This is a genomic window from Micrococcales bacterium (assembly GCA_016703125.1).
Classification (GTDB): domain Bacteria; phylum Actinomycetota; class Actinomycetes; order S36-B12; family UBA10799; genus JADKAV01.
The window spans coordinates 201,867-226,640 of sequence record JADJCR010000003.1; the positions used below are offsets into that span (position 1 = coordinate 201,867).

Annotated in this window: 25 protein-coding genes and 1 tRNA gene; 20 read left to right on the forward strand and 6 right to left on the reverse strand. The window is 68.6% G+C overall.

Annotation, left to right across the window (positions count from 1 at the left end; all coding sequences use genetic code 11):
* The first annotated feature begins 7 nt into the window (after positions 1-7).
* From IPG68_05285 to IPG68_05310, 6 genes are all read left to right on the forward strand, one after another.
* Complete coding sequence (locus IPG68_05285; GenBank protein MBK6762713.1) at positions 8-520, forward strand: VanZ family protein; 513 nt, start codon at positions 8-10, stop codon at positions 518-520.
* A 69-nt stretch (positions 521-589) separates the two neighbouring features.
* Positions 590-4,657 (forward strand): exonuclease subunit SbcD, encoded by a 4,068-nt coding sequence (sbcD, locus tag IPG68_05290; GenBank protein ID MBK6762714.1) that lies wholly within the window; start codon positions 590-592, stop codon positions 4,655-4,657.
* Positions 4,654-4,998, forward strand: coding sequence for an MGMT family protein (locus IPG68_05295; protein MBK6762715.1), 345 nt, complete (start codon positions 4,654-4,656; stop codon positions 4,996-4,998). The genes sbcD and IPG68_05295 overlap by 4 nt, the downstream gene beginning before the upstream one ends.
* 16 nt (positions 4,999-5,014) lie before the next feature.
* Positions 5,015-5,365, forward strand: coding sequence for a metallopeptidase family protein (locus tag IPG68_05300; GenBank protein ID MBK6762716.1), 351 nt, complete (start codon positions 5,015-5,017; stop codon positions 5,363-5,365).
* A gap of 36 nt (positions 5,366-5,401) precedes the next feature.
* Positions 5,402-6,166, forward strand: coding sequence for a hypothetical protein (locus tag IPG68_05305; GenBank protein ID MBK6762717.1), 765 nt, complete (start codon positions 5,402-5,404; stop codon positions 6,164-6,166).
* A complete protein-coding gene (locus tag IPG68_05310; protein MBK6762718.1) occupies positions 6,163-6,525 on the forward strand; it encodes a DUF2089 domain-containing protein in 363 nt (120 codons plus the stop codon). The genes IPG68_05305 and IPG68_05310 overlap by 4 nt, the downstream gene beginning before the upstream one ends.
* Before the next feature lie 4 nt (positions 6,526-6,529).
* Here IPG68_05310 and IPG68_05315 read toward each other — a convergent pair whose 3' ends face one another.
* On the reverse strand, positions 6,530-7,276 hold the full coding sequence (locus tag IPG68_05315; protein ID MBK6762719.1) for a 1-acyl-sn-glycerol-3-phosphate acyltransferase: 747 nt from the start codon (positions 7,274-7,276) through the stop codon (positions 6,530-6,532).
* Between the two features lie 15 nt (positions 7,277-7,291).
* A complete protein-coding gene (locus tag IPG68_05320) occupies positions 7,292-8,047 on the reverse strand; it encodes a hypothetical protein (protein ID MBK6762720.1) in 756 nt (251 codons plus the stop codon).
* A gap of 108 nt (positions 8,048-8,155) precedes the next feature.
* On the opposite strand from IPG68_05320, the gene IPG68_05325 reads away from it, so the two are divergent.
* Together IPG68_05325 and IPG68_05330 are read left to right on the forward strand one after the other, a co-directional pair.
* The gene (locus IPG68_05325) at positions 8,156-8,614 is read left to right on the forward strand and encodes a hypothetical protein (GenBank protein MBK6762721.1); all 459 of its coding nucleotides are present in this window, start codon (positions 8,156-8,158) and stop codon (positions 8,612-8,614) included.
* 495 nt (positions 8,615-9,109) lie between these two features.
* The gene (locus IPG68_05330; protein ID MBK6762722.1) at positions 9,110-9,553 is read left to right on the forward strand and encodes a hypothetical protein; all 444 of its coding nucleotides are present in this window, start codon (positions 9,110-9,112) and stop codon (positions 9,551-9,553) included.
* Between the two features lie 179 nt (positions 9,554-9,732).
* On the opposite strand, the gene IPG68_05335 is transcribed toward IPG68_05330, so the two are convergent.
* Positions 9,733-10,413 (reverse strand): hypothetical protein, encoded by a 681-nt coding sequence (locus IPG68_05335; protein MBK6762723.1) that lies wholly within the window; start codon positions 10,411-10,413, stop codon positions 9,733-9,735.
* Positions 10,414-10,698: 285 nt separating this feature from the next.
* Positions 10,699-10,773, reverse strand: a tRNA-Arg gene (locus IPG68_05340).
* Between the two features lie 655 nt (positions 10,774-11,428).
* Here IPG68_05340 and IPG68_05345 point away from each other — a divergent pair.
* Genes IPG68_05345 through thrB form a run of 6 tightly spaced genes read left to right on the forward strand, consistent with a single transcriptional unit; the run spans position 11,429 to position 18,463 of the window.
* A complete protein-coding gene (locus tag IPG68_05345) occupies positions 11,429-13,075 on the forward strand; it encodes an arginine--tRNA ligase (GenBank protein MBK6762724.1) in 1,647 nt (548 codons plus the stop codon).
* An 11-nt stretch (positions 13,076-13,086) separates the two neighbouring features.
* Positions 13,087-13,881 carry an SDR family oxidoreductase gene (locus tag IPG68_05350; GenBank protein MBK6762725.1) on the forward strand — a complete coding sequence of 265 codons (795 nt, stop codon included), beginning with the start codon at positions 13,087-13,089 and terminating at the stop codon, positions 13,879-13,881.
* A gap of 43 nt (positions 13,882-13,924) precedes the next feature.
* Positions 13,925-15,316: a diaminopimelate decarboxylase gene (gene lysA / locus IPG68_05355; GenBank protein ID MBK6762726.1), complete on the forward strand. Its 1,392-nt coding sequence runs from the start codon at positions 13,925-13,927 to the stop codon at positions 15,314-15,316.
* Between the two features lie 53 nt (positions 15,317-15,369).
* Positions 15,370-16,665, forward strand: coding sequence for a homoserine dehydrogenase (locus IPG68_05360; GenBank protein ID MBK6762727.1), 1,296 nt, complete (start codon positions 15,370-15,372; stop codon positions 16,663-16,665).
* A gap of 8 nt (positions 16,666-16,673) precedes the next feature.
* A complete protein-coding gene (locus IPG68_05365; GenBank protein MBK6762728.1) occupies positions 16,674-17,705 on the forward strand; it encodes a threonine synthase in 1,032 nt (343 codons plus the stop codon).
* Positions 17,705-18,463: a homoserine kinase gene (thrB, locus tag IPG68_05370; GenBank protein MBK6762729.1), complete on the forward strand. Its 759-nt coding sequence runs from the start codon at positions 17,705-17,707 to the stop codon at positions 18,461-18,463. The genes IPG68_05365 and thrB overlap by 1 nt, the downstream gene beginning before the upstream one ends.
* Positions 18,464-18,541: 78 nt before the next feature.
* Here thrB and IPG68_05375 read toward each other — a convergent pair whose 3' ends face one another.
* Positions 18,542-19,213 carry a metalloregulator ArsR/SmtB family transcription factor gene (locus tag IPG68_05375; protein MBK6762730.1) on the reverse strand — a complete coding sequence of 224 codons (672 nt, stop codon included), beginning with the start codon at positions 19,211-19,213 and terminating at the stop codon, positions 18,542-18,544.
* Positions 19,214-19,270: 57 nt separating this feature from the next.
* On the opposite strand from IPG68_05375, the gene IPG68_05380 reads away from it, so the two are divergent.
* On the forward strand, positions 19,271-19,621 hold the full coding sequence (locus IPG68_05380) for a DsrE family protein (protein ID MBK6762731.1): 351 nt from the start codon (positions 19,271-19,273) through the stop codon (positions 19,619-19,621).
* A gap of 7 nt (positions 19,622-19,628) precedes the next feature.
* Entirely contained in the window at positions 19,629-20,777 is a 1,149-nt protein-coding gene (locus IPG68_05385; GenBank protein ID MBK6762732.1) for a cysteine desulfurase, read from the forward strand.
* An 8-nt stretch (positions 20,778-20,785) separates the two neighbouring features.
* On the opposite strand, the gene IPG68_05390 is transcribed toward IPG68_05385, so the two are convergent.
* Positions 20,786-21,259 (reverse strand): CoA-binding protein, encoded by a 474-nt coding sequence (locus tag IPG68_05390; GenBank protein ID MBK6762733.1) that lies wholly within the window; start codon positions 21,257-21,259, stop codon positions 20,786-20,788.
* 298 nt (positions 21,260-21,557) lie between these two features.
* On the opposite strand from IPG68_05390, the gene IPG68_05395 reads away from it, so the two are divergent.
* The 4 genes from IPG68_05395 (at position 21,558) to IPG68_05410 (ending at position 24,689) form a co-directional block, all read left to right on the forward strand.
* The gene (locus IPG68_05395; GenBank protein ID MBK6762734.1) at positions 21,558-21,905 is read left to right on the forward strand and encodes a Rho termination factor N-terminal domain-containing protein; all 348 of its coding nucleotides are present in this window, start codon (positions 21,558-21,560) and stop codon (positions 21,903-21,905) included.
* Entirely contained in the window at positions 21,865-23,199 is a 1,335-nt protein-coding gene (rho, locus tag IPG68_05400) for a transcription termination factor Rho (protein MBK6762735.1), read from the forward strand. The genes IPG68_05395 and rho overlap by 41 nt, the downstream gene beginning before the upstream one ends.
* Before the next feature lie 243 nt (positions 23,200-23,442).
* Positions 23,443-23,778 (forward strand): PadR family transcriptional regulator, encoded by a 336-nt coding sequence (locus IPG68_05405; GenBank protein MBK6762736.1) that lies wholly within the window; start codon positions 23,443-23,445, stop codon positions 23,776-23,778.
* On the forward strand, positions 23,775-24,689 hold the full coding sequence (locus tag IPG68_05410) for a hypothetical protein (GenBank protein MBK6762737.1): 915 nt from the start codon (positions 23,775-23,777) through the stop codon (positions 24,687-24,689). Before IPG68_05405 ends, IPG68_05410 begins: the two co-directional genes overlap by 4 nt.
* Positions 24,690-24,774 lie beyond the last annotated feature (85 nt).

Sequence of the window (24,774 nt, forward strand, 5' to 3'; positions counted from 1 at the left end):
ACGCCGCGTGGGGGCAGCAGCGCGGGCGTGGATCACCGCTGTGCCCCTGTTCCCGGTGGTGTTCGGCGCCGGGATGGTCTTTGCGGCGGTCTTCGCCCGATCGCTTGCGCAACGACTCGGTGTGCCCCCGGGGATCGTCTTCGGGCTGCTGGCGAGCCTGTCACTGATCGTGGCGGCCACCCTGGCCCCGGGGTCCGGTGGGGTGTGGGGCTCGTGCTTGCGCGACCTGGTCCATCCGCTGGGACCGCGAGGCCTGCTGACCGGCGGGGACCGGGCGCTCAACACGTGGCTGTTCGTCCCGCTGGGGGTGTTCGCGGCGCTCGCCGCGGGTCGTCGGCCGTGGATCCTGCCGCTGGCGTTCACCGTGCCGTTCGTCGTGGAAGCCGTGCAACGGACGGTGCCCTGGCTGGGCCGTCGATGTCAGTTCCAGGATCTTGTCGACAACGCCTGGGGGCTGGTCCTGGGTGCCGTCGTCGGGCTGCTCATCGGGCTGGTCGCCGGCCGTCCGCAACCCCGCTGAGCGCGTCTGCCGGGTTTTGTCATACCCCCCGGGGACGATGGTTCCACTGCTCCGAAAAGGGGGGAACCGATGAGGATCCTGCACACCTCCGACTGGCACATCGGCCGGACGTTACACAAGGTCCCGATGCTGGACGCACAGCGTGCGGCACTGCGACAGATCTGCACGGTCGCCGGCGACGAGGATGTGGACCTGGTCGTGGTGGCCGGGGACGTGTTCGACCATGCCGTGCCGTCCGCCGACGCCTTGGAGGTCCTCGAGGACACTCTGGCGTCCCTGCTGCAGGTGACGCCGGTGGTCATCACCGCCGGCAACCACGACTCCCTGCGTCGTCTTGGCTACGGCTCGCGGTTGTTCACCGAGCGGCTGCACGTGTGCACCCGGGTTGCGGACGTGGGCCGGGCGCTGGTCTTCGGCGACGTGCGCGTGTACCCGCTGCCGTACTTGCACCCGGACACCGCCCGCGTCGACCTGCAGGACGGGGATGAGTCGCTGGCGGCCACCCACCATGCGGTCATGTCCGAGGCGATGCGCCGGGTACGTTCTGATCTGGCCGGACACCCTGGCGCGCGATCGGTGGTCGTGGCGCACGCCTGGGTGGCAGGGGCCGACCCCAGCGATTCGGAGCGCGACGTCTCGGTGGGGGGGACTCGGAACCATCGCGCCGGCGGCCTTCGAAGGGGTCGACTATGTCGCTCTGGGTCACCTGCACGGTCCGCAGGAGCCCCGGCCGGCCGGCTCCACCCGCCTGCGCTACAGCGGCTCGCCTCTGCGCTACTCCTTCAGCGAGGCCACTCACGAGAAGTCGGTGACGATCGTGGAGTTCGGCTCCGCAGGGGCGGTGGACCTGCGGGCGGTGCCGATCTCGCAGCCGCGGGGCATGGCGGTTCTGAGCGGCCTCATCGACGAACTGCTGGATCCGGCTCTGCACGCCGATCACCTGGCGGACTGGGTGAGCGCCGTGGTCACGGACGACCGCCGGCCGACCCAGATGTGGCCGCGCCTCCAGGAACGCTTCCCGCATCTGCTGCAGGTCAGGCACGAGCCGACATCGGGCTTCGTGAACGACCGCCCGGCAATGGTGAGGTCGGAGCAGAAACCACTGGAAGTCGCCGGCGATTTCGTCGAGTACGTGACGAACGGGCAGATCGCCGCGGCCGAGAGCGCAGCCTTCGAACAGGCTGTGCAGACGCTGCGGGGCAGGGAGCAGGCATGAGGCTGTTGCGTCTGGCCTTCGAAGGGGTGGGTTCCTTCGCCGATCCCATGGAGATCGACTTCGAGACCCTCGGCAGTGCCGGGCTGTTCCTGATCGAAGGGCCCACGGGTTCGGGCAAGTCGACGATCCTGGATGCCATCGTGTTCGCCCTCTACGGCTCGCCGGCGGGAACGGAGTCCGATCCCGGTCGGCTGGACTCCCATGTCCGCAGCAGCAACCGCGAGCCGTTCGTGGAGTTGGACTTCACCTGCCACGGGTCGGCCTACCGCATCCGGCGCACGCCCAGACACGAGCGGGACAAGCGGCGCGGCACCGGGATGAAGACCGATGAGGGCGGGGTGTCGCTGAGCCGGCTGCGCCCCGACCCCACCGGGATCAGCCACAAGGCCCGCGAGGTCGGTGACTGGATCGTCGACCATGTGGGACTGACGAAGCAGCAGTTCGTCTCCACCATCGTCCTGGCGCAGGGGGAGTTCTCCACGTTCCTCAACGCCGACACCAAGGACCGCACGCCGATCCTCGAGAAGGTGTTCGGCACGCAGTTCTACCAGCAGGTGGAGCAGCAGCTCGCCGTGATGCGCAAGGACGCCCTCGCCGACCGCAACCGGTCCGGGGACCGATTCAGCGAGGCCGTCGACCGCTGTCTGGGCCTGCTGACGCTGTCGACCGATGAGGATCCGGTGGCCGCCATCGACGCGGAGATCGAGCGGCTCGGCCAGGAGTTAGCCGACCTGGCGCTGCGGGAGCAGGGGTGCCGCACGTCATTGGTGGCCGCTGAGGACCAACTCGCGGCAGCGCGGGCGTTCGTCGACAAGCAGCGGTCCAAGCGGGCATTGTCCGAGCAGCGTGCCGGACTCGCGCAGCGCGAGCCGCAGATGACCGAACTGCGCGCCGGGCTGGTCGATCATGAGCGCGCCCGTCCGGCGATGGCCGCCCTGCAGGCCTGGCGATCCGCCCAGCGCGACGTGCTGGCTGCCCAGGCGCAGGTGGCCGTGCACGCCGACAAGTTGTCGGGCCTCGGGGAGTCCTCGGCAACACCCGCCCGCCTGACGGAGGTGGTCAATCTGCGCGGTGAACTGGCCACAGCGCTCGCCGCGGAGCAGGAGTTGCCCGGGGCCGATGCGCACGCGGCCCAGTTGCGCGAGGCCCTGGATTCTCACGGCGACGAACTCGCGCAGGTGAAGGCCGCCAGGGACCGCACTGCTGCCCAGGTGGCCGCCGATCAGCGGGCCGCGGACCGCCCGCAGGGGGACGCCGAGCGGCTGGCAGCGCTGAAGGTCGCGCAGGCCGAACTGGTGGCTCGGGCCGACACCGTGGGTCGCCTTGCGGTGGTGATGGCTGATGTGGCCTCAGCCGCGCAGCGACTCACCGAGGCGCAGGACGCGCTGGCCGGGTCCGAGCAGCAACTCGCGCACGGCCGGCAGGCGCAGCTGCGCAATGCCGCGGCGACACTGGCCCAGGAACTCGTCGAGGGTGACCCGTGCTTGGTGTGCGGTGCCCGAGAACACCCGGCACCGGCTCGGCCGAGCGCCGACGCCCCGGATGTCGGCGACCTTGAGGCGCTCGTCGAGGCGCGCCGTCGGGAACTGGTGGACGCCCGCAGTGCCCACGATCGCCTGGAGTCGGAGGCGGCGGTGCTGCGTGGAGGCCTGCCCGACGAGGCTGTTGACCCCGGCGCTCGGCAGAAGGAGGTCGAGGAGGCTCTGACACTCTTGCGCTGCGAGGTGACCGAAGCCCACGCCGCGGGGGAGCGGGCCGGTGCCGGGCAGACCGAACTTGAGGAACTCGACCGCCGGGTCGAGCAGGACCGGGTGCGCATCGAGGACCTTCGGTCGCAGTGGAGCGCCGCTGCGGAGAAGGTGCGTTCGTTGCGGGCCGCAATCGAGGTGGCCCTGGCAGGGTTCCCCTCAGTGGCCCAGCGCGTGGCCACGCTGGTGGACGTGCAGGAGGTGCTGACGGACGCCCTTGCGTCGCATGACGCCCTGGCCACTGCGCAGCAGGCCGTGGCTCAGTCCGGGCAGATCCTTACGCGGACACTGGCGGAGGTCGGCCTGGCCGATGCCGGAGCTGCGGAGGCTGCCCTGCTGAGCGAGTCCGAGGCCGACGAGCGCCGCCGTGCGATCGATGGGTACGACGAGCAACTGCGTGAGGTCGAGACCCGGTTGCGGGAGCTCGCCGAGATCGACACCGAAGTCGACACAGACATGGATGCGCTGACGGCACAGGCCCGGGAACGCATGGACGCCCACGGCAGCGTGCAGAGGGAACTGGGCCGCGTGCAGCACACGCTGGCACAGGCCGTGCCACAGCGTGAACTTGTGGCGCACCGCGAGCAGGAGCGGGACGAGGTGTTCGAACGGACCGTTGGTGTGATCCGCATGGCAGATCTGGCCACCGCTTCGCGGGGCGAGGTGACCCATCGGGTGAGGTTGTCGGCGTTCGTGCTGATGCGCCGCTTCGAGTCGGTGGTCGAGGCGGCCAACGACCGGCTGGATGCTATCTCCGAGGGGCGCTACCAACTGAAGGTGCTGCACACAGGGTTGGACAACCGCGGTCAGGCGGGGCTGGACCTGATGGTTGAGGACCAGCGGACCGAACGGTGCCGGCCGACGACGTCGCTGAGCGGAGGCGAGAGTTTCTACGTGTCGCTGGCGCTGGCGCTGGGCCTGGCCGACGTCGTGCGCAGCGAATCCGGTGGGGTCTCGCTGGGAACCCTGTTCATCGATGAGGGGTTCGGGTCGCTGGACTCCGATGTGTTGGAGGAGGTCGTCGACATGCTCGAGCAGGTGCGCGCCGGCGAGGACCGGGTCATCGGGCTGGTAAGTCACGTAGAGGTGCTCAAGCAGCGCATCGACCCACGGATCAGCGTGCGGCGGGATCCGGTGCGGGCGGGCGTCAGCACGCTTGACGTCCGGGTATGAACCCGTCGCCGCGCGAAGAAGCCGTGCTGGCCGTCGCCGCGCACATCCCGCGCGGGCGATTGGTCAGTTACGGGGACATCGCGGCGATGCTGTCGGACCTGGCGTGCACACCCCGGCAGGTGGCTGGGGCGCTGTCCCGGTACGGCGGCGGTGTGCCGTGGTGGCGGGTGGTGCAGTCCGCAGGCACGCTGGCACCCCAGGTCGCCGAGACCGCCACCGAACGCCTGCGCGCGGAGGGCGTGGAGGTGCGCGGACGCCGGGTGGACCTGGTTGCGCTGCGGTGGGAGCCCGACGTTGAGGACCTCCAGGCGATGGTGCGCGGCGGCGGGCCCGCCGGGTAGGTGACACGATGGCGCCATGATCGAGGTGACGCCACAGCGGTTCGAACAACTCGTGGCGGCTGCCGTCGACGCCATCCCCGAGACTCTCGCCCGCTACATCGACAACGTGGCGGTCGTCATCGAGGACGAGGCGCCGGCGGAGGACCCGCGTCTGCTGGGCCTGTACGAGGGGATCCCCCTGACCGCGCGCGACTCCTGGTACATCGCCGCACTGCCTGACCGGATCCGCATCTTCCGGCTGCCCATCCTGCGCATGTGCCAGACCCAGGCCGATGTGGTCCGCGAGGTGCACATCACCGTCGTCCACGAGGTCGCGCACCATTTCGGGATCGATGACGAGACTTTGCATGCCTTGGGCGTGGGTTGACTTCCCAAAAGTGAAAGTGCGTTTTACACTTTTCATATGACTGATGAAATCCGCAATCTGTTGGAGGATGTCGCTGCCGGTCGGGTGTCGCCCGATGAGGCGTCGACGAGGATTCACGACCTGCAGCCCGAGGCGGCGGCGGAGGGCACGGCTGTGGATGAGCCGGTCCGCCGGATCGTGGTCAAGGGCGGAGCCATCCGGCTGACCATCATCGGGGATCCCAGCGTGGCCGAGGCGGTCGCGGATGGACCTCACACGATGCGCCGCGAGGGTGACGCACTGCTGATCAACACGAACACCACCCAGGGTGACTATGCGGTGGAACCGCCGCGCTCGGCGTTCATGACCTGGGTGGGTCAGATGGTCAACCGGGTCGGTGCCGCTCTGGAGGTGCGGGTGAACCCCGATCTGCCCCTGCAGGTGCTGCTGGTCGGTGGCGCCCTGGATCTCAGTGGGGTGCGGGCCGGGGCGTCGGTGGGCGTCGAAGCGGGTTCGGGCCAGCTCAGCGGCAGCGGTCCGTTGCTCTTCGACGTCGCCAGTGGCAGCGGGAAGGTCGACTGGTCTTTCAGCGGGCAGTCGCGCGTGCGTGCCGACATGGGTTCGGTGTCGGTCACCGTCCGCCCAGATTCCGATGTTACGGTGAGTGCCGATTCCTCGTTGGGCCAAGCCCTGGTCAAGACCCACACCGGCAATCTCAAGGCGGCGGCGGATGCGTCCACTCCGCCCGTCGTTGTGGGGGCCGGCACCGGAAACCTCACCGTCAGCGCCCGCATGGGCGCTGCCCAGGTGACGATCGCATGAGTGACCTGCCCGCGCCGCCCTCGACGTGTCCGGTGTGCCGCGAGGAACTGCTCACCACGCGCCTGAGCTGTCCCTCCTGCCACACCGAGATCTCGGGGACGTTCACGCCGTGCCGGTTCTGCCAGCTCGGGTCTGAGGACCAGGAGTTGTTGGGGGTGTTCCTGCGCTCACGCGGCAACATGCGCGACGTGCAGGCGCACCTCGGCGTCTCCTACCCGACCGCCAGGCAGCGCTTCAACGAGTTGCTGGGCCGCCTCGGCCTCGATGAGCCCAGTCCGCACCCGGATCAGGTCATGCAAGATCTCGCGGCGGGCAGGATCAGTGTGGAAGAGGCCCAGGCGCTGCTGACCGGGCAATGAGGCGTCAGTCGGATCCTTCGCGCTGGGCGCGGTCTTCCCTTTCCTTCTCTCGCATCTCGTCGAGCGTGGGCGCTGAGCCGCCGTAGCGGGCGGGCCACCACCAGGCGCCTGGTTCCGGCTTGGGTTCGTACTGCTCGATCGTCTGTTCGTACAGGTCCTGCATGACCGAGCGCACGTGGGCGGTGGCCTCGACCGGGTCGTCCTGCTCGGTCACGGTGATCGGCGCACCCACAGTGAGTGCCACCAACGTGCCGCGCGTCATCTCGCGCTTGTGGCCCTTGGTCCACATCCGCTGCCCCCCGAACGTGATCATCGGGATGATGGGAACGCCGGCCTCAGCAGCCATTCGCACGGCCCCGGACTTGAAGTCCTTGACCTCGAACGACTGACTGATCGTCGCCTCCGGGAAGACCCCCACGATCTCTCCCTGGCGCAGCCAGTCGATGGCGTGGTCCAGGGAGGCGGCCCCGGCCGCACGGTCCACCGGGATGTGGTGCATGGAGCGCATCAGCGGACCTGAGATCGCATGGTCGAAGGTCGACTTCTTGGCCATGAACCGCACGAGCCGCTTCGATGGCCGGGCCGCGTAGCCGCAGAAGATGAAGTCGAAGTAGGAGACGTGGTTGCTGGCCAGCACGGCGCCACCGATGCGGGGCACGTGCTCACCGCCGGTGAGCGTGAACCGGATGTTGAAGGCCCGGAAGAAGCCGTAAGCGGTAAGGACGATAGGTGGATAGGTGATGTCCCGCACACAGGCCACCGTAGTTCACTTCGGTGCGGGAGTGTCCTCGGAGATCCCGAACAAGTGCGAAGCGATCCAGTCGCGGACAGGCTGTTGCCGTCGCTGCCACTTCGCGGCCCGCGCTGTGGCGCGCTCGAGCTTCTGCGGGCGCTGTTTGTAGCGGAAGTGCGCCCACGGCGAGGCCGGCCGGGCCAGTCGGACCGCGGCCACCCACGCCACAGGGATGAAGAGGATCGCCAGGGTCGCCAGCCAGACCTTGCCCTTGAGGATCGTGACTGCGATGGGTAGCAGCCACATGCCCAGGAACAGCAGGGCGGAGACGAAGTTGAGCCAGAAGCCGGTCACCTCGTCGGGGTTCGGCCGGTTCGGTGCGATCACCAGCAGCGCGCAGAACAGCACCACGGCTGCCAGGGTGACGGCGTCGGCCGACAGGCGGCCCTCGTTGCTCCAGTAGACGTCGTCCATGTGCAGGACCATGGCGAACTCGTCGAGCACCAGTGCCGCGCCCATCCCGAACATGATCCCGGCGATCTGGCGCCAGAGCCCGTCCTGACCCGAGCCGAGGGCCAACACGCCACCGGCTAGTAGGACGATCAGTCCCGGCACCACGTGGTGCACGTGGACTTCTCCGGTGGACACGTTGCGGAACGGCCCTTTCCCAGCGCGGATCATCCGCGTGATCATCCGCGTGACCAGGAACGTGAGGAGGAACGCGAGCAGGGCCAGGAACATGGGTTGTCGGCCCGGCTCAAGGATCTCCTGGCTGTACCAGTGCAGCATCCGGCCAGCGTACGGGCATTGCGGTACGCCGCGCCCACACAGCGTGAGTTCGCAGATGCGCTTCGCGTAGATTGTCCTGTGTGAAGCGACTGCCCGGCGACGTGGCCAATGGCTGACGTCCTCGAGGCCAAGTTGGCGCTCGCCCGTGACACGCGTACGCCGGGGAAGACCCTGGCCAAACTCGCAGGGCACAAGAGTTGGGCGCTGCGTGCGGACGTGGCCAGCAACCCCCGCACCCCGTCCAAGGCGCTCGTCAGACTGGCCGACGACAAGCGGTGGGAGGTGCGCACCGAGGTGGCACTCAACCAGAATTCCGGCAGCAAGGTCCTGGACGCGCTCGCCCTCGACGGCCACATGGCCGTGCGCACCGCCGTGGCCCTCAACCCCAAAGCGCCGAGTTCGGCGTTACGCCGGCTGGCCAAGGACAAATCGTCGGTCGTGCGGCTGCGCGTGGCGGAGAACCGCAGCGCCCCAGCAGGGGTGTTGCGCCGATTGTCCTCCGACGACGACCGTGACGTCCGCCGAGCAGCCGGGGCGAACCACCACACGCCCAAGAAGGTGAAGTAGTGCACCTCGGGGGGATGACCGCGCAGGAGATCGCGGACCTGCAGTGGACGGTGCGCCCGGAGCCGCTGCTGGGACCACCGCCGCCCTCCCCGATCATCGCGGACCCGACGTTCCTGCCCCCGGACCGGACTCCGCACGGGGACTGGCGGCTGTGGGCGCACTCCCTGCTCGGACTGCACGCGTACCGCAGCGACGACGGCATCGACTGGCAATGTTCCGGGACGGTCACGCGCAATGCGCTGCGCGGGCAGGTGCTGGAAGTGCCGCGGGCGCCGCGTTATCGGTTGGCCTACGAGAAGACCCGGTTGTTCATGCCCCTGGGGTTGCCCTGGTCTTCGTGGATCGAATCGCGTCGCAGCTACGACCTGGAACACTGGAGCGAGCCGGTGACGCTCCTGCGGCCCTCCCTGGCCTGGCACGTGCGGGGCCGGGACCGGTCGGTGTCCAACCCGTGCCTCGTGGCCCAACCCGACGGGGCGTGGCGCCTCTACTACAGTGCCGGGCTCACCCAACTCACCGACTGCGGATTCCCGGAACCCACGTATATCGGGGTGGCCGAAGGAGAGTCCCGACGGGCCGTTCGAGCCCCTGGCCGAGCCGCTGCTGGGCCCCGGCGACGGCCCGGCCAGTCTGTGCGCGGGTGCGCTCAAGGTGCTCGCCTGCGCGGACGGATGGGTGGGCTTCCAGAACGCCATCACGTGGGACGGCGAGCACTCCAGCTCGCAGATCTGGGTGATCGGATCGCCAGACGGGCTCGCGTGGAAGGTGCTGTCCGGAACCCCGGCGCTGGCCCCGCGCGGGACCGGGTGGATGGCCACGCACGTGTACGCACTGGATGTCCGGGACACCGAACTCGGCCCGCGGATGTACTTCAACGCCCGGGACGGGTACCACTGGACCCGGGGCCGGGAACGGATCGGCGTGGCAACGCCCGCGTAGGGCGCGGCGCCGCGGTGGCGGCACCCGGGGGAGGTTCGTACATCGGGGGGAGATTTTGCAGGGTTGGGTCGCTCCCGGCCAGCGGCTTGTCTCTCAACTTCAGGTAGTGAGCGACCGCCGGGGCTGAAGGGAGCGGTCCATCCGCTGCGGGCATTCGGCTCCACGCTGATGAACGCGCGTCAGCCGTTGCAGGCTTTCCCCAGGCGGGCGGCGGCCTGTGCGCGCTTCTTGACCGCACGGTCGAGCCGCTTGCGGAGCTTGGCCTTGCCCGCCTCGGACTTGGTCTGGCGGATGTCGCGACGCAACTGGTTGACCTTCTTGAGCGCGGAGCCGTAACTCTTACGGGCTGCCAGGCACTTGGCGGTGGACGATTCGGACACCGTGCCGGTGACCTCGACCCAGGCCTGGGTGCCGTAATTCCCCTGCGCACGTGCGAGCTGGTCGGAACAGTCCAGCGGGTAGGCGGGGTTCGGGGCGCCGGCGCGCGAGCTCCAGCCGACCTGGAACCAGTTGGCGCCGCCGGTGGCATAGAAGGCGGTGTGGGCGATCTCCTGCTTGTTGTGGAACGGTGGTGAACCACTGATCGTCTTCTCCACGCGTGCGTCCGCCGGCCCGGAGAAGTAGTGGCCGGTCCAGCCAGTCGGCTCAAAGCCCTTGACCTCGGGGTCCTTCCACTCCAGGATCACCAGCACGCCGCAGTTACCGGGTATCACGGGGCTGGCCGCGTTCTTGAAGATGATCGTTGCCCCGACCTTCTTGACCACGGTCGTGTCCGCGTTCGCTGGTGGCGCGGCGACCACTGTCATTGCCACCAGAGCCGCCACGAGCGCGGCGAGCAGTCTTGAAGCCTTGGCCATCATCGTCAACCACCTGTTCGGAGTGTCCGCATGACGGTATCCGACGGATCGTGGCACGGCAATGGTCCCTCTGGACAACTATTCACCAGGTGCTCCACGTGCCGGGTGCGGCCGCTCAGTGCCTGCGGACCGCCGTCTTACTGCAACCGGGAGAGGTTCGTGCATCGGAGAGAGGTTCTGCAGGGTTGGGTGTCTCCCGGCTGACGGCTTCTCTCCCACCCTCAGGTAGTGCGCGCGGAGGCGTTGGGTGAGGGTCGCACATCTGGGGCGGTGAACCGGGACCGGCGCTGGTGCCCCCGGCAGGATTCGAACCTGCGCGCATGGCTCCGGAGGCCACTGCTCTATCCCCTGAGCTACGGGGGCCGCAGGGTTTCTCCCAGCCTAGCAACGCCCGCCTTGATCCGGTCGGGCCGGATGGCGCAGTACCGTCGGGTTGTGCGCTGGAGAGTCTTGGTCGGGGTCGCCCTGCTGGCGGGGTGCCAGCAATTAGAGCCCACGGTGCAGCCGACAGCCTTGCCCGGACCGGTGCAGGCCGGCGTTCCGGACACGGGGATCAGCGTTTCGGGCCAGCAGTGGCGGACATGCACGCGCAAGCAATTGCGCCAGTACCCGCCGGTTCTCGATGCCCCTGCCGCCACCTACTACGCGGGGCCTTGGTGTCAGGAGGCTGACGGCGGCAACCGGTACATGTGGCTCTATGCCAAGCCGTTGTCCCCCGCAGAGACCCCCGAGGAGGTCCGCGGATACGTCAACGAGGACGGGTCGCTGCTGGTGCGGGGCCTGCGCACGACCGGCTACCTGCCAGTGCGTGCCGGCGCCCGCGAGGATGACATCTTCTACGAGGCCCGCCGGCCCACATCGCCGAACCTCGTCAGCATCGCCGTGCTCGGCGACGAGGTACCGCCGCACGGACAGTCGTACAGCGGTGACAACCCCTGCGGGTCACTGTCGCCGTGCGCAAGGCGCGGCCGGAGGATACGCCGAGTCCGGTTGCGAGCCAGAGCCCTAGTCTGGGGGCATGACTCCCGAAGCCCTCGCGACCGCCATCAGCGACGCTCTGGCCGGCATCCCGGAGCTCGACGGACACACGGTCGAGGTCAAGGTGGAACGCCCCAAGAACCGCGATCACGGTGATTACGCCACCAACGTGGCTCTTGTCCTTGCCAAACGGGCGGGGGTACCGCCGCGGGACCTGGCAGCACGGATCGTTGCGGGTTTGCAGGCCAACCCGGGGATCGCCGCGCTGGACATCGCCGGACCCGGCTTCATCAACATCACCCTGGCCGCCGATGCGGCCGGCGAAATCGCCCGCACGATCGTGGAGCAGGGCAGCACCTACGGCACGATCGATGCGCTGCTCGGGACGGCGATCAACCTCGAGTTCATCTCGGCCAACCCGACCGGACCACTGCACCTCGGGCACACCCGCTGGGCGGCGGTCGGGGACGCGATGGCCCGCGTGCTGGCCGCGGCGGGGGCGCAGGTCACCCGGGAGTTCTACGTCAACGACCGCGGTGTGCAGATGGACAAGTTCGGTCAGTCCCTGGAGGCGTCCGCGGTCGGGCAGCCGGTTCCGGAGGGCGGCTATCAGGGTGAGTACATCCACGACCTCGCCCGGCAGATCGTCGCCGACGACCCGGCCATCGTGGACCTGCCGGCCGACGACCGCTGGGTCGCGTTCCGGGAGGCAGGCTACGCGCTGCAACTGCAGCAGCAGAAGGACGTGCTGGACAACTTCCGCACGCACTTCGACGTCTGGTACTCCGAGCGCTCCCTGCACGAGACCGGTGCGGTGGACCGCGGTATGGCCAAGTTGCGCGAGCAGGGGCACGTGTTCGAACTCGACGGCGCCGTGTGGCTTCGGACATCCGATTTCGACGACGACAAGGACCGAGTGCTCATCAAGGCCGATGGGGAACTGACCTACTTCGCCTCCGACACCGCCTACTACGTCGACAAGCGCGCTCGGGGCTTCGACGTCTGCATCTACCTGCTGGGCGCCGACCACCACGGATACGTGAACCGGTTGCGGGCAGTCGCCGCCTGCGCCGGCGACAACGCCGACTACAACATCGAGGTCCTGATCGGCCAGTTGGTGAAGATGTTCAAAGGCGGCCAGGAGGTGCGCCTCAGCAAGCGGGCCGGGGCGATGGTGACCCTCGAGGACCTGGTGGACGAGGTCGGTGTGGATGCGGCGCGTTACACCCTGATCCGGTATCCCGCGGACAGCCCGCTGACGATGGACCTGGACCTGCTCGTGCAGCGCACCAACGAGAACCCGGTCTACTACGTGCAGTACGCCCACGCACGCATCTCCTCGGTCCTGCGCAACGCCGAGGATCTGGGCATCGACTGGCGGGCCGCCGGGTTCGACCCGGGACTGCTGGTCCACGAGCGGGAGTCCGCACTGCTGGGCGTACTCGCAGAGTTCCCACGGATCATCGGCACCGCCGCCGAACTGCGCGAACCGCACCGGGTCAGCCGTTATCTGGAAGAGGTCGCCACCGCGTACCACAAGTTCTACGACTCGTGCCGGGTCCTGCCGCGTGCCGAGGAGCAGGTCGGACCTCTTCACGTGTCGCGACTCTGGCTGTGTGCTGCCGCCCGGCAGGTGATCGCCAACGGCCTGGACCTGTGCGGCGTGAGCGCTCCGGAGAGGATGTGATCGCAGGGCGCGTGGCTCTGGTCACGGGGGCCTCGTCGGGGATCGGTCTGGCAACGGCGCGAACCCTGCATGCCCGTGGCGCCCGGGTCGCCCTGCTGGCGCGCTCGACCGACCGCCTGAACGAGATCGCGGGCGAACTGGGCGACGGCGCCCTGGCGCTTCCGGGGGACGTGGCCGACGTCGCGTTCCTCCACCAGGCGGTCCAGAGGGTCGTGGCGGAGTTCGGGGGTCTGGACATCCTCGTCAACAACGCCGGGATCCACTACCGCGGGTCGATGCTGCGGCACAGCCCCGAGCAACTGGCCCAGATGATCGCAGTGAACACCGCCGGTCCCATCGCCCTGACGAGGATCGCCGTCGACCACATGCCACCGGGCTCGGTCATCGTCAACGTCGCGAGCCTGGCCGGAAAGCTGCCCGTCCCTGGGGCCGCCACGTACTCCGGCAGCAAGGCCGGGGTGCGGTTCTGGGCGATGGCCGCCGCGGAGGACCTCGCCGAGCGGGGCATCCGAATCGCCACCGTGAACCCCGGGCCGGTGGACTCCGGCTTCTTCGACGCCGATCTCGACAACGTGACGCCGATGACGCTCAGCCAGCCCATGAGTACCGTGCAGCAGTGCGCTGACGCCGTCGTGCGCGCGATCGAGTCCGACGCCTCGCCGTTGGAGATCGACCTGCCGTCCGCCTCCGGCAGACTCGCCACGTTGGGGTACCTGTCCCCGCCGCTGCGCAGGCTCCTGCGGCCGGTCCTTGAGAAGCGCGGCGCGAAGGTGAAGGAGCAGTTGAAGCGGCGCAAGGGCCTGTGACGCGGCGTCGGGCACCCGTCCTCCCGCAGATACTCTGAGCGTCATGCCCGCACACCCGGCCGGACCGCGCCACGAGGACATCGTGCACGCCGCTTCCCTCGGAGAACCGCCGACGGATACCAATGCCTTGGCCGCAGCGGTGTGGCCGCAGTCGGCGGACCGTGTCGACGGCGTGCTACACGTGGGTGGGGTGCCCGTGACCCGGGCCGTGGCGCAGTACGGCAGCCCTGTGTTCCTGCTCGACGAGCAGCACTTCCGGGTCGCCGCCCGCGCATATGCCCAGGCGTACGCAGGTGCCGACGTCTACTACGCCGCCAAGGCGTTCCTCACCTCGCGGGTGGCGCAGTGGGCCGTCGAGGAGGGACTGCGCATCGATGTGTGCACCCAGGGGGAGATGGAGGTGGCCCTGCGGGCCGGCGTCGACCCAGCGCTGCTGCTCTTCCACGGCAACAACAAAGGCGACGTGGAACTGCGCAGGGCATTGCAGGTGGGTATCGGTCGCATCGTGGTCGACTCCCGCACCGAGATCCTGCGCGTGGCGGCCCTGGCCGCGGAACTCGGAGTGCGGCCGAAGGTGCTGGTCCGGGTGACCGTCGGCGTTGAGGCGCACACCCACGAGTTCATCGCCACCGCCCACGAGGACCAGAAATTCGGACTCGCGCTCGCCGGCGGGGCGGCGCAATCCGCGGCCAAGGCCGTGGCGGCCGAGCCGGTGCTGCACCTGGCCGGATTGCACAGTCACATCGGTTCCCAGATCTTCGACGCCGCCGGATTCGAGGTTGCAGCCCACCGGATGGCAGGACTGGTGGCGGACCTGGTCACCGACGGCATCGGGATCGAGGAGCTCAATCTCGGCGGCGGCATGGGCATTGCATACACCGCCGCCGACGACCCGCCTCAGGTGGCGGACATGGCAGCGCAGCTGATCGCCATCGTGAACCACGAATGCGAACTGGCCGGTGTCCCCGTTCCGCGCCTGTCCGTGGAGCCGGGCCGGGCCATCGTGGGCAGCGCGGGGATCACCGTCTACCAAGTGGGAACGGTCAAGCCTGTGGACCTCGGGGGGCGATCGCGGCTGTACGTTTCCGTCGACGGCGGCATGAGCGACAACATCCGCGCGGCCTTGTACGGCGCGGATTACACCGTCGTGCTGGCCAATCGGGTGTCGGAAGCCCCGCCGGTGGTGGCGCGCGTGGTCGGCAAACACTGCGAGAGCGGGGACGTCGTGGTCCGTGACGCGTGGCTGCCCAGCGACGTGGGACCGGGTGACCTGCTCGCGGTTGCCGCGACCGGGGCCTACTGCCGCAGCATGGCCAGCAACTACAACTACCTGCCCCGACCGGCGGTGGTGGCCGTGGCAGGTGGTGCGTGCAGCGTGGTCCTGCGCCGCGAGACCTTCGACGATCTCTTCGCCGTCGACCCTGGCCTCGCCTGAAACGTGAACCGGGCGTGCGGAAGTCGGTTGTCCGTTCGTGGGAGACTGTGGGCGTGTCTGATTCTGTGCGTGTAGCGCTGCTCGGGGGCGGGACCGTTGGCTCGCAAGTCGCCCGGCTGATGGCTGATTCCGCCGACGATCTGCAGCAACGCGCGGGTGCGCCCCTGGAACTCGTAGCGGTCGCGGTGCGCGACCTGAGCAAGCCCCGGCCCGGCATCGCGCCGGAGTTGCTCACCGATGATCCGTTCGCGGTCGTCAAGCGCGAGGACGTCGACATCGTCGTCGAGGTCATGGGTGGCATCGAGCCGACCAAGGAGCTGCTGGAGACAGCCCTGCGCAATGGTGCCAGCGTGATCACGGCCAACAAGGCCCTGTTGAGCGAGCACGGCGCCGCGTTGCACGAGTTGGCGCACGAGAACGGGGTGGACCTGTTCTACGAGGCCGCCGTGGCCGGCGCGATCCCGTTGCTGCGCCCGCTTCGGGAGTCCCTGGCGGGCGACCAGGTGCAGCGCGTGCTCGGCATCGTCAACGGCACCACGAACTTCATCCTCACCAAGATGGACGAAGAAGGCGCGGATTACGCCGAGGTGCTGGCCGAGGCGCAGCGACTCGGTTACGCCGAGGCGGATCCCACCGCCGATGTCGAGGGTCACGATGCGGCCGCCAAGGCTGCGATCCTGGCCACCCTGGCCTTCCACTCCAACGTCACGCTGTCCGACGTGTACTGCGAGGGCATCAGCACCGTCACCCTGCGCGACGTGGACGCTGCCCGCGACCTCGGGTTCGTCATCAAGTTGTTGGCCGTGGCCGAACGCACCCCGGACGGCGAGGGGGTTGTCACCAGGGTCCACCCGGCGATGGTCCCCCGCTCCCACCCGCTGGCCAGCGTGCGGGACGCCTTCAACGCCGTGTTCGTGGAGGCCGAGTCCGCCGGTCAGATGATGTTCTACGGCAGGGGCGCCGGCGGGGAGCCGACGGCGAGCGCGGTCCTGGGGGATCTGGTGACCGCCGCGCGCAACCGGCGCGCCGGAGCGGGCGGGCAGGCTCAGTCGGTGTACGCCGGGCTGCAGCCCCGGCCGATCGGCGAGGCGGTCACCCGCTACACCGTCAGCCTCGACGTCGCCGACCGGCCTGGCGTCCTGGCCCAGATCGCCACGTGTTTCGGCGACCATGACGTCTCCATCCAGACCGTGCGGCAGGACACCGACGAGCAGACCGGGCGCGCGGCGTTGCTGATCCGCACGCATGCCGCCACCGAGGCGGACCTCGCGGCGACAGTGGGCGTCCTGCAGGACCTCGACAGCGTCAATGAGGTGGTTGCGGTCATGCGTGTGGAAGGTGACGAGTGAGCGCGCACGTGTGGCGGGGGATCATCGAGGAGTACCGCGAGCGCCTACCGGTCGGCGAACAGACCCCGGTCATCACGCTGCGCGAGGGTGGCACCCCACTGGTGCCCGCGCACCGGCTCAGCGAGATGACCGGATGCGACGTGTACCTCAAGGTCGAGGGCGCCAACCCCACCGGTTCCTTCAAGGACCGAGGCATGACGATGGCCATCTCGCAGGCCGCGCAGGAAGGCGCCAAGGCGGTGATCTGCGCCTCGACGGGGAACACCAGTGCCAGTGCCGCCGCCTACGCCGTGCGTGCCGACATGGTGTGTGCCGTGCTGGTGCCCGCGGGCAAGATCGCCATGGGCAAACTCGCGCAGGCTCTTGTCCATGGGGCACGTCTTCTGCAGGTCGACGGCAATTTCGACGACTGCCTCACGCTGGCCCGGCGATTGTCCGACGAATACCCGGTCGCCCTGGTGAACAGCGTGAACCCTGCCCGCATCGAGGGCCAGAAGACCGCCAGCTTCGAGATTGTCGACCAGCTCGGCGCCGCGCCCGACATCCACTGCCTGCCCGTGGGCAACGCCGGCAACATCACCGCCTACTGGAAGGGCTACCGGGAGTACACAACCTCCCCGCGGATGTGGGGGTTCCAGGCCGCTGGGGCCGCGCCGATTGTGCGTGGTGCCCCTGTGCGGCGGCCGCAGACCATCGCCACGGCCATCCGGATCGGCAACCCTGCGTCCTGGGCGCAGGCCGAAGCCGCCCGGGACGAATCGGCCGGGGTCATCGAGATGGTCACCGACCGGCAGATCCTCAGTGCGTACAAGTTGCTGGCCGCCGGTGAGGGCGTGTTCGTCGAGCCGGCGTCCGCCGCCGGGGTGGCCGGCTTGCTGGCCAAGCACGCGGCCGGAGAACTGGATGCGGGTCAGACCGTGGTGTGCACCGTCACCGGCAACGGGTTGAAGGACCCGCAGTGGGCGATCGCCGGTGCGCCTCAACCGGTCGGCATCGCGGTCGATGCGCAGGCGGCTGCGGCGGAATTAGGCCTTCTCTGATGCCCGTGGTCGTGCAGGCGCCCGCCACCTCCGCGAACCTCGGTCCCGGTTTCGACTGTCTCGGCCTGGCGCTCGAACTGCGCGATCGCGTGACCTTCACGCCGGCCGACACCACGAGCGTCCGCGTCGTGGGGGAGGGCGCGGGGGAGGTGTCCCTCGGCCCCGACCACCTGGTGCTCGCCAGTTTCCGCGCGGCCTTCGCCGAGTGTGACCTGCCGGCCCCCGAGGTGGCAGTGCACTGCGAGAACCGGATCCCACACGGGCGCGGACTGGGCAGTTCTTCTGCGGCCATCGTGACCGGCCTGGTCGGCGCGCGGGCGATGGGCGCAGATCTGGACGACGCGCAGGCACTGGCCCTGGCCACCCGGATCGAGGGGCATCCCGACAACGTCGCCCCCGCACTGCTCGGTGGCTTGACTGTTTCGTGGGTGCAGGACGGTACCGGTCGGGCGGTCAGGATCGATCCGGCCGCAGGACTGCGAGCGGTGGTGGCCATCCCGGACACCAGGCTCAGTACGGCCACCGCCCGCACCTTGTTGCCGCAGACTGTGCCGTTCGCCGACGCGGCGCACGCGGTGAGCCGCGCGGCACTTGCTGTGGCTGCTTTCGGTGGTCATCCCGAGCACCTGTTGGCTGCCACCGAGGACCGCCTGCACCAGGACTACCGCAAGTCCGCGTACCCCTCTCGTGGGAACTGGTCCAGCAATGGCGTGCGGCGGGTGTTCCGGCGGCGATCTCGGGCGCGGGACCCACAGTGATCGCCTTCGCCGGCGGCATGCAGGCGCCGCCCGGCTGGCGGTGCGAGGAATTGCGGATCGCCGATCAGGGAGCGACGGTCAGCGCGCTCTGACCGTTTCAGGCCGCAGCGCCCTCTCGCGCCACTCGGGGTAGCCGCCCGTCGCGCGCCGCGCGTCGAACCCGGCCTGCCGCAGCCGGGCTACCGCCGTCGCCGCCATGACGCAGTACGGCCCGCGGCAGTAGGCGACGATGTGTGCGTCGCTCGGCAGGTCCGGCATCCGGTCGGCGATCTGGGCGAGGGGGATGTTGATCGCGCCGTCCACGTGGCCGTTCTCGTACTCACTGGCGGGGCGGACATCGACGATCATCGCCCTGCCCGATCGTGCGATTCTGTCGAGTTCGTCGAACGACACCGGCTCGAGCCCGTCGGCCTGCGAGAAGAAGGCCTCTGCCAGAGATGTGACCTCGGCGATGTGCGTCTCGGCCAGGGACACCAGAGTCCGATAGGCGGCGGCGACGCCGGGATCCGTGAGTCGGTAGATCCGGGCCGTGCCCTCCGCGCGCCGGGTCACCAGTCCTGCGGACGCCAGCACCTGTAGATGGTGCGAGGTGGTGGCGATGCTTGCGGAGATCTGCTCGGACAGGGATTCGACGCTGCGCTCTCCCTGCGCCAGTACGTCGACGATCTCGACCCTCTTGGCATGACCGAGCGCAGCGCCGATGCGTGCGAAGTGCGCGAACGACTCGTCTTTGAATTGGCGGGGGTGCATGGATCGATCCTCCTCATCTACAGTGTATTCAAAGAATCACTTGAATATGGAGTTGCGATGCAGGCCCTGATGATCATCAACGGCTCGGCCTACGGCCTGGACTCGACGTACAACGCAATTCGGCTGGCCGCATCGATGGCCAAGCGTGATGGTGTCCAGATGACGGTATTCCTGATGGGCGACGGCGTGACGGCTGCGATGAAGGGTCAGAAGACCCCCGACGGCTACTACAAACTCGACCGCATGCTCGGCACGGTCGCGCGCAGCGAGGGCGCCATCTTGTGCTGTGGCACGTGCATGGATGCCCGCGGCATCACCCCCGAGATGCTTGTCGACGGGGCGAAGCGGTCCACCATGGAGGAACTCACCGATCACACCCTGGCCGCGGACAAGGTCCTCGTTTTCTGAGGCTGTGATGACCCGATCCCACCCCGCGCTCATCGGACGAGGCGTGTACCTCGACTACAACGCCACGACGCCCGTCGATCCGAGGGTGGTCGATGCCATCACGAGCGTGCTGCGGCATGAGTTCGGCAACCCTTCCAGTGCTCACGAGTACGGCCAGACCGCGGCCGGCGCGATGGCCAGGGCACGGGCGCAGGTCCTCCGACTGCTCAACGGCACGGCCGGACGCCTCATCTTCACCGGCAGTGGTTCTGAGGCGGACGCGCTGGCCATCAAAGGTGCCGTGACGGCGCAGGCGGACGCAGTCGCGACGCCGCATGTGATCACCCAAGCGACCGAGCATCCCGCGGTGCTGGCCGCGTGTGCGGAACTGCACGCCGCCGGGATCGAGGTGACAGTGCTGTCCGTGGACAGTGACGGCCGCCTTGATCCAGATGCCGTGCGATCCGCCATCCGGGCCGCAACGGTCCTGGTCAGCGTGATGCACGCGAACAACGAGACCGGGACCATCCAGCCGATCGCGGAGATCGCCCGCGTGGCGCACGAGCACGGCGCACTCATGCACTGCGATGCCGCTCAATCCGTGGGCAAGGTCCCCGTGGACGTGCAGGAACTCGGTGTCGACATGCTCACCGTGGTCGGACACAAGATGTACGCGCCCAAGGGGGTGGCGGCGCTGTTCGTCCGGGACGGCGTTGGCCTGCAACCCCTTGTGGCTGGCGGCGGGCAGGAGTACGGGTTCCGGGCCGGCACGGAGAACGTCGCGTACATCGTGGGGATGGGCGTCGCCGCTGAGCTGGCCTCGGAGGCCCTGGTTGCAGGCGAGGGGGTCCGGCTGGCGTCATTGCGCGATCTGCTGGAGAACCGACTGCGGGCCGAACTGCCAGGCCGCGTGCTCGTGAACGGCGACCCTTTGCAGCGGCTTCCCAACACCTCCAACCTGAGTGTGGAAGGTCTGGTGGTGGACAACGTGTTCGCACGTATCGCTGCGTCGGCCGGCTCGGCGTGCCACGCGGGTCAGCGATCGCCCTCGCCGGTCCTCACCGCGATGGGACTGTCGGCCGAACGCTGCGACTGTGCCGTGCGATTCTCCTTGGGCCGCTGGAGCACCGAATCAGATGTTCACCGCGCGGTCGACGCGGTCGTCAGCGCGGTCTGAGGCGCAGGTCAGACCTCCCGCGGCACCCTGCCCGTGATCTTCATCATCCGGCACATCATCCGGTGACCGCCGTCGGAAGCCTTCCCGAACATCAGCGGGCAGCCACCGTCGATGACCATGATCCCGGCCTCCCGCCCGATCCGGGTCGCTTCCTCCGAGACACTGCCGGCGCCGAAGGAACGGTGCATCCAGACGTACTGGACGCCGAGGTCAACCGCTTCGCGCATGGTCGCCGGCGCGTGTTCGGCGCTCGTGGCGATCACCACGGCGTCCACGCCGCCGGGGATAGCCGCCAGGTTCGGGTACGCTCGGTCGCCCTCGACCTGCTCGGCCTGCGGGTTCACGGCGAAGACCTCATAACCTCGTTCCCGCAGCCGGGTGTACACGGCGTTGCTGCCGTGGCCCTCCGCTTTGCGGGCCACACCCGTCACGGCGACCCGGTGCTGGCCCAAGAACTGTTCTGCCGCCTCCGCGATCTTCATCGCAGCCCTCCTCTCACACCACCTTCCAGGCTACGCCCGCGGGCACGACGACGAGTGGCGTCTACTGCGACACCGGCGGTGAAGTGCGCCCTTGGGTTCCCCCGGTGTTGCCGGGGTGTTACAGTGACCGTAGCCAGGGCGTTCGAACCGTGGCGATCCATCGGGCAAGTTTTCTTAGCCCTATCTCTCCACCTGACGCCCTTCGGCATTACCTGTCCGCTGTGAGCGGTGGTTGTCATATTCACCGTTCACCTTGTGGGGCGCAGCGCGCCTCGACGTCCATGAAGGGACGTTCCAGTTGACTGACACCACGATCGAAGTGCAGCCGTCGACCAAGCGGCGCTCCGGCCTGTCCAGCATGTTGCTGGCCGATCTGCGAAAGATGGCCGCCGACAAGGGCATCTCCGGGGCCTCCTCCATGCGCAAGAGCGAGTTGATCGCCGCGCTGGGTGGGTCTGCCCCGAAGGCCGCCCGCGACACTTCCGCTGAGCCTGCGGGTGAGTCGCAGAGCACACCGTCCGAAGACCCGCCCCAGCAGTCGTCCGAGAAGCCCGCCGGCGAACAGCCCGAGCGCACTGAGCGCCCAGAGTCCCAGGAGAACCGGGATGGTCAGCGCGACGAGCAGCGCCGTGAGGGGCAACCGTGACCAGAACCGTGATCGGGATCGGGACGGTGGCAGCCGTAACCGCCGCCGCCGGGGCCGGGACCGCAACCGGGACCGCGACCGCGACCGTGATCGCCGTCGTGACGAGAATGAGCCTGAGGTGTCCGAGGACGAGGTGCTCGTACCCGTGGCCGGCATCCTCGATGTGCTGGACAACTACGCGTTCCTGCGCACCACCGGCTACCTGCCCGGTCCGACCGATGCCTACCTCAGCCTCGGACTGGTCAAGAAGTACGCCCTGCGTAAGGGCGACCACGTCGTCGGAGCGATCCGACCGCAGCGCGAGAGCGAGGGCAGCGCCCGCCAGAAGTACAACCCGCTCGTGCGCATCGACAAGGTCAACGGCTTGGAGCCGGACAAGGCCAGGGAGCGCAAGGAGTTCGGCAAGCTCACCCCGCTCTACCCGCAGGAACGTCTGCGGCTGGAGGGCGAGAGCCACAACATGACCACCCGGATCATCGACCTGGTGGCACCGATCGGCAAGGGCCAGCGCGGGCTCATCGTGTCCCCGCCCAAGGCGGGCAAGACGATGGTCCTGCAGCGCATCGCGAACGCGATCACCACGAACAACCCGGAGGTGCACCTGATGGTGGTGCTCGTCGACGAGCGCCCCGAAGAGGTCACCGACATGAAGCGTTCGGTGAAGGGTGAGGTCATCGCTTCGACCTTCGACCGTCCCGCCGATGACCACACCACCGTGGCCGAACTCGCCATCGAACGCGCCAAGCGCCTGGTGGAGATGGGCCAGGACGTCGTGATCCTGCTGGACTCGATGACCCGACTGGGCCGGGCCTACAACCTCTCGGCGCCGGCCTCCGGGCGCATTCTGTCCGGCGGCGTCGACTCGGCCGCGCTGTACCCGCCGAAGAAGTTCTTCGGCGCGGCGCGCAACATCGAGGAGGGTGGCTCACTGACCATCATCGCCACCGCACTGGTCGAGACCGGGTCGCGGATGGATGAGGTGATCTTCGAGGAGTTCAAGGGCACCGGAAACATGGAGCTCAAGCTCGACCGGCGCCTGGCGGACAAGCGTGTCTTCCCGGCCGTCGATGTCGACTCCTCCGGCACCCGCAAGGAGGAGTTGCTCATGACCAAAGAGGAACTCGCCATCGTCTGGAAGTTGCGCCGGGTGCTGCACGCCCTCGACACCCAGCAGGGCATCGAACTGCTGCTGAGCAAACTGCGCGAGACCCAGAACAACTACGAGTTCCTCAGGCAGGTCCAGCAGACCACGCCGGCCGGGCTCGAAGCTGAGGCCTCGACCGGGGAACTGTGACCGGTCACTAGGACGCACGAAAGGGGCGGCGGCTCGATGGAGCCGCCGCCCCTTTCTGTTTGTGGTGTCGAGCCCGGCGCCGACGACCGGGCAGTTTGGTCACGTGGTTGGAGAACCTTCACCAGGGTGGAGGACCCACACGTGGCTCCTCCAACGTCGTTCACGGACTCCAACCTGGCGGGCAGCGGGCCCGGTCCCGAATCCCCTTGCCAATAGTGTGTGACACACAGTATTGTGAGATGCGTGGGTGATCAGCGGGAACTACACCAGCAGGAACTCCGGCGGGGCACGGTGGTGCTCGCGTGCCTGCTCCTGCTGCGCCGCAGCGAGTACGGCTACCAGTTGCTGGAGGCCTTGCAGGCGGCAGGCATCGAGGTGGACGCCAACACGCTGTACCCGCTGCTGCGCAGGCTCGAGAAGCAGGGCCTGTTGGAGAGCCGGTGGAACACCGAGGATTCCAGGCCCCGCAAGTACTACACGACCAGCGTCACCGGGCGGCAGGTCGCTGCCGACCTCGCGACCGAATGGAAGGCACTCGACGGGGCCCTGCGCGCCCTGATGGAGGAAGGAACATCATGACCACGTTGACCCAGCGGTACGTGAACGCCGCGGTGGCGGGGCTGCCCGAGCCGCAGCGAGACGATGTGGCCGAGGAGTTGCGCGCGTCGGTGGCCGACGCGATCGACGACCTCGTCGCCTCCGGCCTCAGCCCGCAGGAGGCGGAGTCCCAGGCCCTGACCGACCTCGGCGACCCCGCGGTCCTCGCCGAACGGTTCGGCGGGCGGCCGCGGCACCTCATCGGGCCGGCGTACTTCGGGCAGTACCAGCAGTTGCTGCGCACGCTGCTCATCGTGGTCGTGCCGATCGTGGGCGTGGTCTGCCTGGCCGCCCAAGCGCTGGCCGGTGCGGCACCATTGGCCGCGGTTCTCAGTTGTGCCGGGGTGATGTTCCAGGTCGGTGTGCAGATCGCCTTCTGGGTGACAGTGGTATTCGCACTGCTCGAACGCACACACACGCCGGTGCCCTTCGCGCAGTGGACCCCGTCCGACCTACCAGAGGTGGCCGAACGCCGTATCGGCCTGGGCGACACGGTCTTCGGGATCGCGATGCTCATCCTGGCGATCTGGGCGATCCTCTGGCAGCGGGACCACTGGCTGGTCACCGTGGACGGGACGGCCGTGCCGGTGCTCAACCCGGACGTGTGGGCCCCCTGGCTGGTCGTGCTCCTCGGCGTGCTCGCGGCCAGCATCCTGCTCGCAGTCGTCACCTACCGCGTCGGGCACTGGACGGTGCCGCTGGCGGTCGTGAACACCGTGCTCAACGGCGCATTCGCGGGCATCGTGCTCAGCCTGTGGGCGCAGGGCACCTTGCTCACCCCCGGCGTGGCTGAACTGGTACCCGCAGGCCTGCTCAACCCCTTGCCATGGATCGTGGTGGGCATCGCGGTCCTCGACACTGTGGAGGCCTGGTGGCAGGTGCTGCGCCGGTGAGGCGGGCGTGGAATAGTCCGTCCGGCCCGCCCGTTACACTCGAAGAGCCTCCGGTTCACGCTGCACTGTTTCGGCGACCCGGAGA